The 13897-nt window shown below is 46.6% G+C and carries 15 protein-coding genes and 4 tRNA genes; 12 read left to right on the top strand and 7 right to left on the bottom strand.

The features are described 5' to 3' along the window. Positions 1-19 precede the first annotated feature (19 nt). Entirely contained in the window at positions 20-895 is an 876-nt protein-coding gene (locus tag M1D61_RS16540) for a Cof-type HAD-IIB family hydrolase (protein WP_458119730.1), read from the bottom strand. Continuing rightward, complete coding sequence (locus tag M1D61_RS16535; RefSeq protein WP_458119729.1) at positions 892-1677, bottom strand: DeoR/GlpR family DNA-binding transcription regulator; 786 nt, start codon at positions 1675-1677, stop codon at positions 892-894. Before M1D61_RS16535 ends, M1D61_RS16540 begins: the two co-directional genes overlap by 4 nt. 241 nt (positions 1678-1918) lie before the next feature. Between M1D61_RS16535 and M1D61_RS16530 the strand changes: the two genes are divergently transcribed. The 3 genes from M1D61_RS16530 (at position 1919) to M1D61_RS16520 (ending at position 2181) form a co-directional block, all read left to right on the top strand. Beyond that, positions 1919-1990, top strand: a tRNA-Glu gene (locus M1D61_RS16530). 17 nt (positions 1991-2007) lie between these two features. After that, a tRNA-Lys gene (locus tag M1D61_RS16525) sits at positions 2008-2083 on the top strand. Between the two features lie 15 nt (positions 2084-2098). Further along, a tRNA-Leu gene (locus tag M1D61_RS16520) sits at positions 2099-2181 on the top strand. Between the two features lie 409 nt (positions 2182-2590). On the opposite strand, the gene M1D61_RS16515 is transcribed toward M1D61_RS16520, so the two are convergent. Then, the gene (locus M1D61_RS16515; protein ID WP_046213063.1) at positions 2591-2794 is read right to left on the bottom strand and encodes a helix-turn-helix domain-containing protein; all 204 of its coding nucleotides are present in this window, start codon (positions 2792-2794) and stop codon (positions 2591-2593) included. A 202-nt stretch (positions 2795-2996) separates the two neighbouring features. Here M1D61_RS16515 and M1D61_RS16510 point away from each other — a divergent pair, with 202 nt between their 5' ends. Beyond that, positions 2997-3365: a helix-turn-helix domain-containing protein gene (locus M1D61_RS16510; RefSeq protein WP_458119728.1), complete on the top strand. Its 369-nt coding sequence runs from the start codon at positions 2997-2999 to the stop codon at positions 3363-3365. 212 nt (positions 3366-3577) lie between these two features. Here the strand turns inward: M1D61_RS16510 and M1D61_RS16505 are convergent, their stop codons facing one another. After that, positions 3578-4228, bottom strand: a complete 651-nt coding sequence (locus M1D61_RS16505; RefSeq protein WP_458119727.1) for an urease accessory protein UreF — start codon at positions 4226-4228, stop codon at positions 3578-3580. Between the two features lie 330 nt (positions 4229-4558). Then, positions 4559-5041, bottom strand: a complete 483-nt coding sequence (locus tag M1D61_RS16500; RefSeq protein ID WP_458119726.1) for a tetratricopeptide repeat protein — start codon at positions 5039-5041, stop codon at positions 4559-4561. 103 nt (positions 5042-5144) lie between these two features. On the opposite strand from M1D61_RS16500, the gene M1D61_RS16495 reads away from it, so the two are divergent. Beyond that, positions 5145-5227: transfer RNA gene (locus tag M1D61_RS16495), tRNA-Leu, on the top strand. Between the two features lie 257 nt (positions 5228-5484). Here M1D61_RS16495 and M1D61_RS16490 read toward each other — a convergent pair. Beyond that, entirely contained in the window at positions 5485-5964 is a 480-nt protein-coding gene (locus tag M1D61_RS16490) for a glutathione peroxidase (protein ID WP_458119725.1), read from the bottom strand. Between the two features lie 169 nt (positions 5965-6133). Here M1D61_RS16490 and M1D61_RS16485 point away from each other — a divergent pair, with 169 nt between their 5' ends. The 3 genes from M1D61_RS16485 (at position 6134) to M1D61_RS16475 (ending at position 7891) form a co-directional block, all read left to right on the top strand. Further along, positions 6134-6553 carry an organic hydroperoxide resistance protein gene (locus M1D61_RS16485; RefSeq protein WP_152663484.1) on the top strand — a complete coding sequence of 140 codons (420 nt, stop codon included), beginning with the start codon at positions 6134-6136 and terminating at the stop codon, positions 6551-6553. 448 nt (positions 6554-7001) lie between these two features. Further along, a complete protein-coding gene (locus M1D61_RS16480) occupies positions 7002-7280 on the top strand; it encodes a hypothetical protein (RefSeq protein WP_046213299.1) in 279 nt (92 codons plus the stop codon). A gap of 131 nt (positions 7281-7411) precedes the next feature. Further along, positions 7412-7891 (top strand): thiol-disulfide oxidoreductase DCC family protein, encoded by a 480-nt coding sequence (locus M1D61_RS16475; protein WP_458119724.1) that lies wholly within the window; start codon positions 7412-7414, stop codon positions 7889-7891. 214 nt (positions 7892-8105) lie between these two features. Here the strand turns inward: M1D61_RS16475 and M1D61_RS16470 are convergent, their stop codons facing one another. After that, the gene (locus M1D61_RS16470; protein ID WP_458119723.1) at positions 8106-9350 is read right to left on the bottom strand and encodes a hypothetical protein; all 1245 of its coding nucleotides are present in this window, start codon (positions 9348-9350) and stop codon (positions 8106-8108) included. Positions 9351-9670: 320 nt separating this feature from the next. On the opposite strand from M1D61_RS16470, the gene M1D61_RS16465 reads away from it, so the two are divergent. The 4 genes from M1D61_RS16465 (at position 9671) to M1D61_RS16450 (ending at position 13891) form a co-directional block, all read left to right on the top strand. Then, entirely contained in the window at positions 9671-10816 is a 1146-nt protein-coding gene (locus tag M1D61_RS16465) for a ParA family protein (protein WP_458119722.1), read from the top strand. Beyond that, complete coding sequence (locus tag M1D61_RS16460) at positions 10813-12078, top strand: CpaF family protein (RefSeq protein WP_458119721.1); 1266 nt, start codon at positions 10813-10815, stop codon at positions 12076-12078. The genes M1D61_RS16465 and M1D61_RS16460 overlap by 4 nt, the downstream gene beginning before the upstream one ends. Positions 12079-12166: 88 nt before the next feature. Further along, on the top strand, positions 12167-12964 hold the full coding sequence (locus tag M1D61_RS16455; RefSeq protein ID WP_458122537.1) for a type II secretion system F family protein: 798 nt from the start codon (positions 12167-12169) through the stop codon (positions 12962-12964). A 36-nt stretch (positions 12965-13000) separates the two neighbouring features. Next, on the top strand, positions 13001-13891 hold the full coding sequence (locus M1D61_RS16450; protein ID WP_458119720.1) for a type II secretion system F family protein: 891 nt from the start codon (positions 13001-13003) through the stop codon (positions 13889-13891). Positions 13892-13897 lie beyond the last annotated feature (6 nt).

Here is a 13897-nt window from a genome sequence, read left to right as displayed (position 1 = left end):
ACTAAATCAATCCAATAGATCAAGATAAAGGCACATTCATTCCCAGCGCTCGGTAAATGGCGTGGGCTACGCCGTCTTCTTCGTTTGTGCGTGTCACTTCATCTGCAATAGCCTGTACTTCAGGTTCGGCATTACCCATGGCTACGCCTTTACCGGCCATAGTGATCATGGAGACGTCGTTAAAATTGTCGCCGATCGCCATCGTATCCTCCATTGCAATACCGTAATGCGCAGCCAGATACTTGAGTGCGTTCCCTTTGGAAGCTTCTTTGTGTTCCATTTCAAAATTGTGACTGCCGGATACGACCATCGTCATATCGTCGCGCTCTGCAAAATGCAGCCGGCCGACTTCCAGTTTATCCGAGTCAAGGGAGAGGGCGAGGATATTATAGAAATCCGCCTCATCGGGAATATCATAATGGGACGATACGCGAATCAGCTGTACTTGGGCACTATGTGACTGCATAGCTTCCAGCATTTTGATCAGAGTCGGATCGGGGTTGGTGCTGAGCAGTCGGTCCACTTCGACAGCGAGGCGCTGATGGCCATTGCTAATCGTATAGATCCCTTTGCTCGTATGGGCCTGGTAATAATACTCCCCCTTTTCCAGCCAATCCAGCACTTCCATCGCCTGGTGGTGTTCCAGCGGAAGAGAGAAGAGATGCTGCGATTGATCATCATGAATTACAGAGCCGTTGGAAGAGATAACCGGTGTCACGAGGCCTGTTGGTTTAAGAATGTCTCTAACATTGTGGTGGGCACGTCCGGTGGCAATGCTGACAATGATGCCTTCCTGCTGGGCGGCACGAATAGCAGAGGCGTTAACCTCATTGACATAGCTATGCCCGCTCAGCAAAGTTCCATCCAGATCGATTGCGATTAATTTGATACTCATACACTCAGCTCCTTGGGTTGGGGTTGATCGGCAATCCATAATTCAACTTCATGCTGCTGCAGCAGTTCTGTCATCTCTGCACTGGGTGCCCGGTCTGTAATAATGAGATCGATTTCCGACAGGTCAGCAAATTTATAAAATAATTCCCGTCCGAACTTGGAGTGGTCGGCCAGAATAATCACCATTTCAGCCTGCTGCATCATTTTGTACTTAATGCGGCCTTCTTCTACGGTAAGGGAGGTTAGTCCTTTGGCGGAAATGCTGCCAATGCCGATAAAGGCGCGTTCGGCAAAGTAGTGAGACAGTGCCTCGATTGCTTCGGAACCATATACATAGCGGTGCTGGGATTGCAGCTGACCGCCGAGCAGATGAATTGTCATGTCTTCCTTGTCCGAAAGAATATCCGCCTGGTTGATCGAATTGGTGATGACCGTGCAGCCGGCTGCTTCAAGAAACTCGGCACAGGCCTGCACTGTAGTGGAGGAGTCCAGAATCACACGTTCGCCATCGCGGATCAGGGTGGCTGCAAGCTGACCAATTTTTTTCTTTTCCGAAGAGACGGTATTCAGCCGATCCTTATAACTGGGAATGGTCATTGTGGCCGTAGACAGCATGGCGCCGCCGCGCGTCCGGATAATGGAATTCTGCTCTTCCAGCCGGACAAGATCTCTTCTGGCTGTATCCCGGGAGACATGGAAAAGGCTGCAGATTTCCTCGATATTAATCCGCTGATGACTTTCGAGATATTTAAGAATATGAAGCATTCGCTCTTCCTGATACATCCGGAAAATCTCCTTTTTGTAAGTTCTCCATTTGGAAATAATAATCACCTGTAAATCTTATCCATATCCATGAGTAATCTGCATGAATATAAGCTATATAAGTGATTATAAGTATTTTTAAATTATTTTACAAGTAAAATACTTATGTTATAAGTGGAACTTAAGTTTAAAATTTATTTTATAAAAATGCTTGCAATCTAACTCCAGAGTTGGTATACTCATTTTTGTTGTTAGAAATTGTGGCCCGTTGGTCAAGGGGTTAAGACACCTCCCTTTCACGGAGGTAACAGGGGTTCGAATCCCCTACGGGTCATCCTCATTTTACAGTAAGAGCCATTAGCTCAGTTGGTAGAGCACCTGACTTTTAATCAGGGTGTCGAAGGTTCGAGTCCTTCATGGCTCACCATTTATATTTGTCTGTGCGGTCGTGGTGGAATGGCAGACACGCTATCTTGAGGGGGTAGTGGGTGTATACCCGTGGAGGTTCGAGTCCTCTCGACCGCATACTAGATAAGATAATAAAGAGTCCCTGTTATGATAATATAACAGGGACTCTTTATTTGTGTTAGAATATACGCTGGCAGAATAAAAATTAGCGCGATTAGGGTAAGTCATTGGGTAGGTCTGTTTTCCATAATTACTGGGAAGAGGCAGCAGCAGACAGGTGATTCAGCCGAAGAAAAGGCGCTGAATAGGGACAAAAGGGATTTTGGATGAATATGGTTATTGAATTCGCAGCCAAACCATACTATATTATAATTCATAATTGTATTTATCGTGCCGGTATAGAATTGTGGCTAATGAGTTCACTGAACGGCGGAACATGGTTATGGCAATACATAAATAAACATCTGGTTCTGCTATCTGTTATTCCGGTTCAATCGATATGGCTTGTATGTATGTTACGCGCCGATCAGTGATTATATTCGGCAATGTCGAGCAGTTCGGCGACTTGTTTACGATAGCGTGTAGCTTTGCGTGTACCGTTAATCAGATTGGATAAACGTGATGGTGGAATCCCATAACACTCGCAAAACGTCTTTTGATCCATCTGCATTTCTGCCAGCCGCTGCTTGATTGCCCAGCCAAAAGAGGTAACGGGCTGCTTGCGGTTCAACAATATCACCCCTTGCTTAAAAGTAACATCATACCATGCAGAAGATGCCTCCAGGCTCCCGTCGCAGGACCTGTGGTATAATGATTCAGGAAAAGAAGTAAAAAAATGTCGCTAAAGTTAGTATATACTTAAATGCGTTTTTAATCAACAATAAATTACTTATATAAGTGTTGTTAGATGACAAGGTCGGGAGTGGAAATATATGCAGCCGCAATCTATTTATGATCGTATCGAATTACTGATCAAAAACAAGGGAATTACCAAAAAGTCATTCTGTGAACAACTCAAAATTAGTACAGGTAACTTTGGCGACTGGAAAAGGGGTAAATCTACACCGGGTACGCATAAGCTGATCGAGATTGCTGCCTATTTTGATGTCAGTCTGGACTGGCTTCTTATTGGCAAGGAGCGCCAGGCTGAATTGATCAAAGAACAGAGCAGTCCTTATTTTTTTGAGCTTATAGGGCAACTGAATTGCCAGGAAGAAATCTTGAGTGATAACGAGAAAGAGTTTATCAAGGAATATATCGAATTTACGGCGTACCGCAAATCAAGGCTGCAGGAAGACTAGGCTCGCAGCAGCCTGGCTCCAGCCAGACGGCGGGATATTCGGGTTGTATTCACAGTTAAAAGAGTCCAGGGAGATGATGGACTCTTTTTGTCGTGTTTACTTTTTGCTGTATTGATTGAGCTTGTTGTATTTTAAAAAAGAGACTATCGCTGTAGGAAGATTATTTTGCGGCATAGAGTAGATTGGCGGTATACAACGGGGCATTAGGAACGCTATTTGACGATACTGCTGACCGGGCGTACAACAGGGCTGTTCTGGCGCAGATTGGATAGTTCTTTCCACTGCTGCTCCATTTGCAGGGATAGACGGTCTGTCAGTATGCCCGCCTGCGGGATACTCAACTGCAATGGACGTGCAGCCCTGCTGATACAGCAGGAGAGAAGGGTATACAAGTAACAGCTGACAGCCTGATCTGGTTCGATGTCGAGATGGTAATTAATCCAGGCATGCAGAGTGGTGAGTGACAGAATCGCCTGATATTCATAGACCGCTTTCTCCAGCACCGTGAAGCTCATCCATGGATACAGGTTGTGTGCCAATTTTAGTAAGCGCTTTCCAGTCTTACGGGCTTCATCCCTTGATTCAGCAGGTATAATCTGCTGAATGATCATTTTATCGATCAGAGCGAGTGTCCATGCATCCTGCTCGTTGCTGGCCGTATAGACGCTATGGATTACCGGTGCTTCCCATTGAAATAAATGGGGCTGGAGATTATCCAAAAGGTACTCTTCCAATTGGACGACATTGCTAATAGCACCCTCCTGTATACGTTGTTCTACATGGCGGGCATGAATAAAGCTGGCAGTTGGCAGTTTGGCATCCAGTAATTGCACATAGGCAAGCAGTTTTTGGCTACTGTTCATCGTTCCATCAGCCTCCGTTTGTTGTTTTTCTCTATTTTAATGGGTAAAAGTATACGGGATAGAGGGATGAGGTTAGTAGAATGTAAATTAATATAACTTACTGTCGATTAATAATTATGCTTCTTTTAATCTGTAAATAATACTTACATATATCCGCTTTATATGTCAATATAAATGACTGATAAAATGAATATTTTAGCATTAAATAATTAATGTTATAATTTTTGTCGATATTTAATAACGAAATGTATATTATATGTAACTTAAAGTTACATATAAATGAACTGAATATAAACTTCATATTCGAAGAATATTAAATCATCTATACAGCTAGTCCCATATTCGATCCAGTTGATCTGAATAAAAGCGGATCGCCTTGTCATAATCGGCAATACCCTGATCCGATGATGTATCGGCGAGCTGGATTAACAAACGTCTCATCGCTTCCGCATGTTCACCCAGATTGTAAAGCACCATCGTATAGAAGACTTCCAGTTCGCGGTGTCCCGGGAACTCCTGCAGCCCATTTTCAAAGCATTGCTTGGCCTGTTCATAGCAGCCCAGTGTTCGATACGTACTACCGAGTCCCAGTATGGCACCTGCCCGGTCTCTGCCGGCCAGTCCGTGGTTCAGCGAATTCTCATAATAGGGGACAGCATCCTGCTCTAATCCAAGCGAATCAAGGGTCCAGGCGAGCTGATACCATGCCTGGGCATGATCGGGTTCCTGCGAGGTGATTTCTTTTAAAAGTACAATGGCTTCATATAAATGGCCTTCCTGCCGCCAACGAATAGCTTGTTCCAAACGAGTCATATATACGTCTCTTTCTATTTATTAATATAGAGAAATTAATAGTTTACAATGTCTCGGAATAATGGTAAACTGATACAGTTGTTATGGTTTCTGCTGTTATTATGCGGTCGTGGTGGAATGGCAGACACGCTATCTTGAGGGGGTAGTGGGTGTATACCCGTGGAGGTTCGAGTCCTCTCGACCGCATTACAATGATTGTAATCAGGAAATTATAATTGCCGGATCATCAAGTTATCTTAACTTGACCTCAATCATCCGCAAAAGTTGTACAAGTACGATATAATACATAAAACGCTGCCAGCGATAAGCTGGCAGCGTTTTTTCTTGTAAGCTTATGTCATAGTATCGGCAGGTCTGTTTTCCCAAATAAATGTGTATAAAAGTTTTTTGGAGTGCATTTTCTGCAGACGACTGCTGTAAGGATTCAGTTGGTGCCTGTTTCTCTACTGAAGCTGCTTCTGGATATCGGCTTCGATTTTGTCTGGTGTCATCTTGGGAGCATAACGTTTGATCGGATGGCCTTCGGCATCGATCAGGAATTTAGTGAAATTCCATTTAATCGTTTTGGAACCGAGGATGCCTGGTGCCTGTTCGCTGAGATACTGGAACAGCGGGTGGGCGGAAGCTCCGTTCACGTCGATTTTCTGAAACATGGGGAAGCTAACACCGTAATTGAGCTGACAAAACTCTGAAATTTCTTCATCACTGCCAGGGTCCTGGTTGGCAAACTGATTGCTGGGGAATCCGAGGACCTCAAAGTTCTGGTCTTTGAATTTATCATATAATTCCTGCAGACCGGTGAACTGTGGAGTGAGTCCACACTTGCTGGCGGTATTCACGATTAGCAGGGTTTTGCCTTTATATTGTTCCAGAGAGACTTCTTCACCACGCATAGAGACGGCTTTGTATGAATAAATACTCATGGATATCATGCTCCTCTCAAATTGGGTAACAATTTAATTTTAGAAAATTAATTAAGTATAGTCAATTTTAGCTATAAAAACAATTTGCCGAAATTAAGTTTCATTTCTGGCCCGGTGCTTTACAATTATAGTGTTGGTCTGAAACAAATTAGACGAAGGAGCTGAAATGATAATGGCACTTTATACAGCAACTGCAAAAGTTCATGGTGGACGTCAAGGCAAGGTTGAATCAAGCACAGGTGCGCTGGATGTAAGTCTGGTTATGCCCAAAGAGCTTGGTGGCGGCGGTGGAAACGGGACGAATCCGGAAGAAATGTTTGCAGCCGGTTATGGAGCCTGTTACCAGAGCGCCCTTGCTAATGTAGCCCGCAAAGAGAAGGTCAATGTGACGGATACGGTTGTTACAAGTAACGTCATGATCGATAAAGATCCTTCGGATGACGGCTTCAAGCTGTCTGTTCGTCTGGATGTCAGTATCCCAGGCCTTTCCAAGGAAGAAGCGATGGATATTGCCAAAAAAGCACATGATTTTTGCCCATACTCCAAAGCAACCCGTGGTAATATTGATGTGGAACTGAATATTGTCTAACATATAAATGCTGCTTATGGGGATGCTGCAAATAAGGCAGATATTCATCTTTTAGCAAGCATAGCATAGAGTAGGAAAAGGCAGATTCCGCTGGGGGATCTGTCTTTTTTGTCGTATATTCATTCAGCTCGTGCAGCTGTATTTTGAAAAAGAAGCGAATTTACAGGATAACGATTGAAAATACAAGGGACGGGTAAAATGTACATAAGCAGGACGTTGGAGGATGTTCTCAAGGCTCAGTACACTTGAGATGCAGCCGAAAGTTCTGATATTGCAGACACCTTGAAATGGCATAGTTAAGGCCTTATCCTGGCGAAATAAAGGCTGTTCAGCTCCCATTTACGCCAACCCGCAGGCAATTGGAGTTGACACACACCTGAAAATTCTTTAAGATGTCATAGGTGATTTGTAATTCGCTACGAAATTTAAAGGATAACGGGTGATGATAATGGCATATAGACCAACGATTACGACATTGAAAAAAGCCGGTATTAACGAAAAAGAAGGCTTGTATGAATTTACAGCAACACTGGCGGATGGAACAGAATGTCGTATGTTCTACAATCGTTTTCCAGAATGGAAGATGACCAATATTAACCGCTTGTTAACCAAGCCATGTCCTGTATGCCGTAAAGATTTCATCTGCAACTGCTTTAATGCATTTGCCGGTGAGATTGATCAGCAGATCAAAGATCGTCAGCTGATTGACGAAGCTTTGGCCAACTAAGAACAGAGTACACTTTCATATTGCAGAGCGCGGGATTAACTTCTCGCGCTTTTTTGCTATCTTTATGGCAGTATGGGGTAACTATAAGAATAAAGAGAACTGAACGATCAACGAAAAGGAGAGTGAATCATATGGTAACCGCACATGCTCCGATATCCCGTCCGGGAGAACCGACCGAATTAACTGATGCTCAGATTGAGGAATTACTTCAGGGAGAACATCCGATTGTACTGGTAGATGGGGTATGTCATTTCTGCCAGGGGGCTACCAAGTTCATTATCAAACGTGATCCGAAAGGAATCTTTCATTTTGCTTCGATCCAGTCGGAAGTCGGCCAGAAGCTAATGCAAAAAGGTGGACTGCGTACGGATACGATGGACACGTTTGTACTGATCGAGAAGGGGCATTTCTATACCCGCTCTACCGCTGCACTGCGTATTGCCCGCCGTCTGCGCTACGCATGGCCGCTGCTATATGCATTTATCGTCGTACCGAAAGTACTGCGCAACAGTGTGTATAATCTGGTCGCTCGCAATCGTTACCGCTGGTTTGGCAAATCGGATCAGTGTATGCTGCCGACACCGGAGATTCGGGAACGGTTTATCGAGTAATCGACCGTATACCAGACTGCAGCAATGTAGATGAAGAGAAGTACCTTTCATTTAAAAATAAATGATAAGCAAAATAAAAACCTGCAGGACCGTATAATAACGGCCTTGCAGGTTTTTATTTTGCTGTTGTGCCTGTTATTTAACGATTATGCTTATTGTTCAGTCTTGGTACGTATGAATAGCAATCATATAGAGTATCCACATGGACAGCCTGTTATTTCAGCGGGTACCGGGTCAGTACTTTTTCATTTACGGAATAGACTGTATGGTCATTGTAATCAACAGGTGAACCCAGTTTGGTTGTATTAAACACATGTACAACCGCCAGATTGGACGGATAAAGGATGTACATGCGATCATCCATATTAACCATCAGATTGCCGTCCGTTGTGCGTTTCACCCATGTGTAATCTGCTGCATCGCCTTCGAGACTGACGGAAGCTACGGATTTGCTTGAAGCTACATTATACAATTTCAGATTGCCGTTCTCATAGGTGGTATAACCGGTGCCCGTAGATTGGGTAATGGAACCACCGGGAATCATGCGTCCCCAGAGAAGCTTGCCTTTTGGATCAAAGGCGAACAGTTTATTGCCGACCTGATCGATATTGGTACGGATCAGCACAGTGCCGTTTTTCAGGACAAACATCGAATCGCTGCCATCTCCATATACATTGGCATTAGCAGGGAACTGATAACGGTACAGCTTTTTCAGATTCAGGCCGTATACGTCAATCCTTGGATTTGGTACAGCCTGCCAGCCGTTCTCGTTTTTGGTCAATTTGCTGGCGGCTACGATGATGCGGTTGCCTTCGGCATGAAGAACAGAACCCTGAATAGCCTGCTGGTTCAACAGCTTGCCGTTATTGTCGTAACGGCTGAGTGACGAGCGAATGATGCCCTGGTTATTCACTTTGCCGCGTGAAGCAACGAGCAGGGAACCATCCTTGAGCAGGGTAATATCACTGGCATCCGGAAGTGTCTTGACCCAGTTGGCTTTGCCGGAAGTATTGATTGAATGAAGCTTATGAGTTCCATCGGAATAATCGGCATATACATAGACGGTTCCATACGAGGTATACGCCATCTGTGTAGTTAGCGTGTAAGGGCCATCGGATTCATGCAGTACATAACTCCACTGCGGCTTGCCCGTAACTGTACTGTACGCTTGCAGGGTATCGAGATACCAGCTGTTTTCCGTATTGCCCGTGGTGTTGGGCATATCCTGCTGGGTATGTACATAAGCGATTTTTTTGGCAGGTACTGCGTGTACGTCTGTAGCACGTATGGCAAGAGCATTCTCCATTTTGTCCTTGAACAGGGATGGGGACGTCCACGAAGGGTTGCTGAGCGGCTGCAATTTGTCTGCCGCGGATACAGGCGCAGCCAAAGAAAAGCTGACCATTCCTGCCAACAGGAGTGCCGCCCATTTGTGCTTCGGTTTCCGATTCAATTCCATTACAATTCCACCTTTTCTTTTGTAAAGTATATTCCTTGAATTTTTAACCCATTTTGCTGAAGAAGCAACAGATGTGACGCTAATGTAATAAATGGAGGGCATAACCGAGAAAATATATAGGCTGATGGATGCAGGAATCGATGATAGTAATTCTTTATACACGGTTATTATTTTCAAAAATAGTATTGCGGACCTATAAAATCTATGATATCCTATCGTTAAATATAGTTCTTGCAACGGAAGCACCGTTTAAGTACCGCACTCTTTGTGCGTTATTTAAACGGTGCTTTTTTTGTTGCCTGGGAAAAGGGGGAAAGACAATGGCTCCGGTACAGATCGTACTATGTGTGGAGGACAGCCAGTACATTGAGCTGTTGCTGAGGTACATCCGGGAAAGTGAGTATGCAGCCAAAGTACGAATCAGGGCATTTTCCGATGTGGATATGTTCATGACCTATATGGACAAGGAAGAGCATCGCGGACTGGTAGCGGCAGAGGAGGCTTTTCTGAAACGATGGCTGCACAGTGAAAATATCAAGACCGCACGCTGGGTAAGACTGAGTGAAGAAGCAGAGGATTATACGGAGGGCGTCACACTTGCCAAGTACCAGCCGCTCCACAACCTGCTGGATCAGTTGTCTGGTATGACCGGACGTACTGCTGCTCCGGATATCACCCTAAAAGAAGGCCAGCATGCGATGATCACTTCGGTATACTCTGCAGTACCCGGCAGCGGCAAGTCAGTGACGGCGATGAATATGGCCAAACAGCTGGGTTTAAGAGGACAATCGGTCTTTTATCTGAATCTGGAAGCGGCCAGCAGCACACATCTATTGAGGCTGGAGCGCAGGCAACCGGCGGAGAACGGATTGTCCCGGCTGCTGTATGATCTGCAGGCTGCAGCAGAGCAAAAGGAGCTGCCTGTACATCCACCTTCACATTATGCGGTATATGCGGAAGAGATCAAGGCGGATACATTTGAGCCGCCGGAGAACTTTAATGAGCTGCTGCACATGACGGAGCAGGATACATTGTCCCTGATCGCCTATATTGCAGGCAGCCGGGAGTATGACCATATCATTATCGATGGCGAGTCCGGAGGGCAGGAGCGCATGAGAGCTGCTCTGCAGGCCAGTGACCGTATTATCTGGCTGCTGACGGATGATCTGCCGTGCATGCACAAGACAGGGCTGTGGATGTCATACTGGCAGTCTCATGATCCACAGTGGTATGAACAAATATGCTCCAGGATTTCCTTTGTAATGAACCGGTTCACCGGAAGCGTGATGAATCCGCTGCCGATGTCAGGGATGGAGCTGGAAGGTACGCTTCCGTATGTGCCTTCGTGGAAGCAGGTGACCAGCAGTGAGCTGCTCTGGTGCTCGCCAATTTTCCAGCGTGACATTTTGAAATTATGCCGGATGCCTCATGATCAGGCTTATGCTGCAGGCGGGGTGGGAATGTGAACGAAGATTTATTTATCAGTTTGCGGGATGAAGTCCGGTCCGCTCTGGATGTGACATTTACGGTCGATGACAACGAACTGATGCGCCGGATTGAGCAGAAGGTGCTGGACAACAGCCGCTATCCGGGCCTGACAGCAGGGGAGCGCCGTAGACTGGTCCGACAGGTATTTGATTCGTTTCGCGGCTTGGATATTTTGCAGCCTTTGGTCGACGACAAAAGTGTAACCGAGATTATGATTAACAGTCACAAGGATATTTTTATCGAGCGCAATGGTCAAGTGATTCAGAGTGAAGCGGTATTTGAATCCCGGGAACGGCTGGAAGATATTATCCAGACGATTGTCTCGGGAGTGAACCGGGTCGTTAATGAATCGTCGCCGATTGTGGATGCCAGGCTCAAGGATGGATCGCGTGTTAATGTCGTGCTGCCGCCGGTAGCGCTCAAGGGACCGACGATGACGATCCGTAAATTTCCGGAGAATCCGATGACAATGGACGATCTGGTGCAGATGGGAGCACTGGCACCTGTAGCTTCCCATTTGCTGCAGACGCTGGTGCGCAGTAAATTTAATATTTTCATCAGCGGGGGAACGGGGTCAGGGAAGACTACCTTTCTGAATGCATTATCCCAGTACATACCGCCGGAGGAACGCGTTATCACCATCGAGGATTCGGCGGAGCTGCAAATACGTACCGTTCCGAATCTGGTATCGATGGAGACGCGGAATGCCAATACCGAAGGCAAAGGGGAAATCAGCATCCGCGATCTGATCCGTTCCTCACTGCGTATGCGTCCCAACCGGGTTATCGTCGGTGAGGTACGTGGGGCGGAAGCGCTGGATATGCTGCAGGCCATGAATACAGGCCATGATGGATCACTTTCTACCGGTCACGCCAACAGTGCAAGGGATATGCTCAGCCGGCTGGAGACGATGGTGCTGAGCGGCGCCGAGCTGCCGATTCAGGTAGTGCGTCAGCAGATTAGCTCTGCAATCGATATTTTCGTGCATCTTTCCCGGCTGCGGGATCGTTCACGCCGAATCACGGAGATCTCGGAAGTGCACGGCATGATCGATGGCGAGGTAGTGCTTAATCCGTTGTTTGTTTTCGAAGAACATGGGGAGAAGGAAGGCAAAATCATTGGCAATCTGGCACCTACAGGCAATTTGCTGATCCATACGGACAAGCTGCGGGCGGCCGGTATTGAGGAATGGCGCAGACTGGCAGCGATCAGTAATCCGGAACACAGCGCCAGAGCTTGAGAGGAGGTTAAGGAGAGGGATGCTTTATTTTAAAAATCGGTCAGGCCGCAGGCAGAGCGATGATGGTGCAATGGCCGCTGGAACGAGCATGAATAAGCGTGTAGCTGTACCAGATGACGTACCGGTCGATCCAGGCAGTATGCTGACGGATTATACCGTGTATGAGCTGTCGGCTGTACAGCGGTTCGGCTGCCTGTTGATATGCGGCGTTATATTTCTGCTGGTCGGTTATTTGTTTTATCATAATTGGCTGATTGGAGCGGTGCTGGCTGCTGCAGGATGGTTTACTCCAAAGCTGCTGCGCAGACATCTGCTTGAGCGGCGGCGCAGTGCACTGAGTTCTCATTTTAAGCAGGCATTGTATTCATTGTCTTCTTCGCTGGCTGCCGGTCGATCGGTCGAAAATGGATTCCGGGAAGCGGCACAGGATCTGCGAATGTTATATCCGGACGGTGATAACGACATGATTCGTGAGCTCAATATTATTACGACCCGGCTGGACTATGGCCAGCCGATCGAAGAAGCGCTTCAGGATTTTAGCAATCGTACAGCCAATGAAGATATTGCCAATTTTGCGGATGTGTTTATTACATGCAAACGTACAGGTGGAGATCTGATTGAAGTGGTGCGCAAGACATCTTCTGTTATCGGGGAGAAGCTGGATATCCAGCAGGATATCGCAGTTATGATATCGCAGAAAAAGTTCGAATCCAATGCGCTTATAGCTACGCCATTTATCTTCCTGATTTTTTTGAATGTTGCAGCGGGGGACTTTATGAAGCCGATGTATGGCAATCCGCTGGGCATCATCGTATCGACGTTATGTCTGGGAGCACTGGGATTTTGTTTCTGGCTGATTCGGAAATTTATGAATATCCGAGTGTAATAAATGACCCGGCGAATATGTGCTGAGAGGAGGTGAATGAAACTGATCTGGGTATGGCTGGAAGGGCTGATGTCAGCTCTGCTGGCGGTGGGGTGGGTTGTGCTGCATCAGAGTGCAGAGGAGCGTCACAAGCAGCTGGCCGGGCTGCCATTTGAAGTGATTAAGCTGCGGCCGCTGCTGCCGGCAATGCTGGTATGTATAGAGAAAGTTAGATTTGTATCGCGTTTCTCAGGGGTCTTTTATCGTATTCAAAGCTCTGTTCAAAAAGGATTTGGGGTCCACATGAGCGGAGAGCGGTCACTGCTGTATATTGCAGAAATGGCCGGTTATGTCTGGCTGCTGCTGACGGTAGGTTTTGTCCTGGCTGCTGTCAATGGAGGCAGTGCTACCTGGCTAGGGCTTGGAGCCTTGTTGGCAGTGGTACTTCCTGTCGCATTATTCCGTGATCTGCAGAAAAAAGTGCAGGAACGGGAGCAGGAGATTTTGCTGGAACTGCCGGAGCTGCTGAACAAAATCATACTGCTTGTTGGAGCAGGTGAGACGGTACAGCGTGCTATTGTACGCTGCGTGCAGCGCAAGCAGGAAAATGCAGCAGGGCATCCTCTGTACAAAGAGCTGATCGAGATGCTGAACGAGCTGGAGAACGGGTATTATTTTCAGCAGGCCCTGGAGACATTCAGCAAGCGCTGCGGTGTGCAGGAAGTATCGGTGTTTACAACGACAGTATTGCTGAACTTCCGTCGCGGTGGCGGAGAGTTCGGACTCGCGCTGCGCGATCTGTCGCGTACGCTCTGGGATAAGCGCAAGGCAGTCAGCCGCATGCGCGGGGAGCAGGCATCGTCCAAGATGGTATTTCCGATGGTCATGATTTTTGTAATTGTAATGATATTGGTCGGTACGCCGGCATTTATGATGATGAATATGTAGGAGGAA

Source organism: Paenibacillus sp. Z6-24 (assembly GCF_054161335.1).
This window is presented reverse-complemented; position numbering and strand designations above follow the sequence as displayed.